Annotated in this window: 1 pseudogene; it reads right to left on the reverse strand. The window is 67.7% G+C overall.

Annotation, left to right across the window (positions count from 1 at the left end):
- Positions 1-223 (reverse strand): annotated as a pseudogene (locus LD110_RS23515) (hypothetical protein); the annotation flags it as partial.

Genomic DNA, 223 nt, shown 5'->3' on the forward strand with positions numbered 1-223 from the left:
GTTCGCAGTGGTCCGCCGTCCGGGGCGGGGTGCGGGTGAAAGAGCTGGTCGTAGATTTCCCGGGCGACGTAGCGCTTGAGACAGCGCATGGTGCTGCTTAGCGGCTCGGACGGGGCACCGGCGGGTCGTGTTTTCTCCAGGGCGGCCATCAGGGCAGGGCTGGTCATGCCGCGGTATTTCGCGCGGAGGGGGTCCGGGGCGGTGACCAGGATGTCTTTGACCT

The organism is Arthrobacter sp. M4 (assembly GCF_020251205.1).
Lineage (GTDB): Bacteria > Actinomycetota > Actinomycetes > Actinomycetales > Micrococcaceae > Arthrobacter.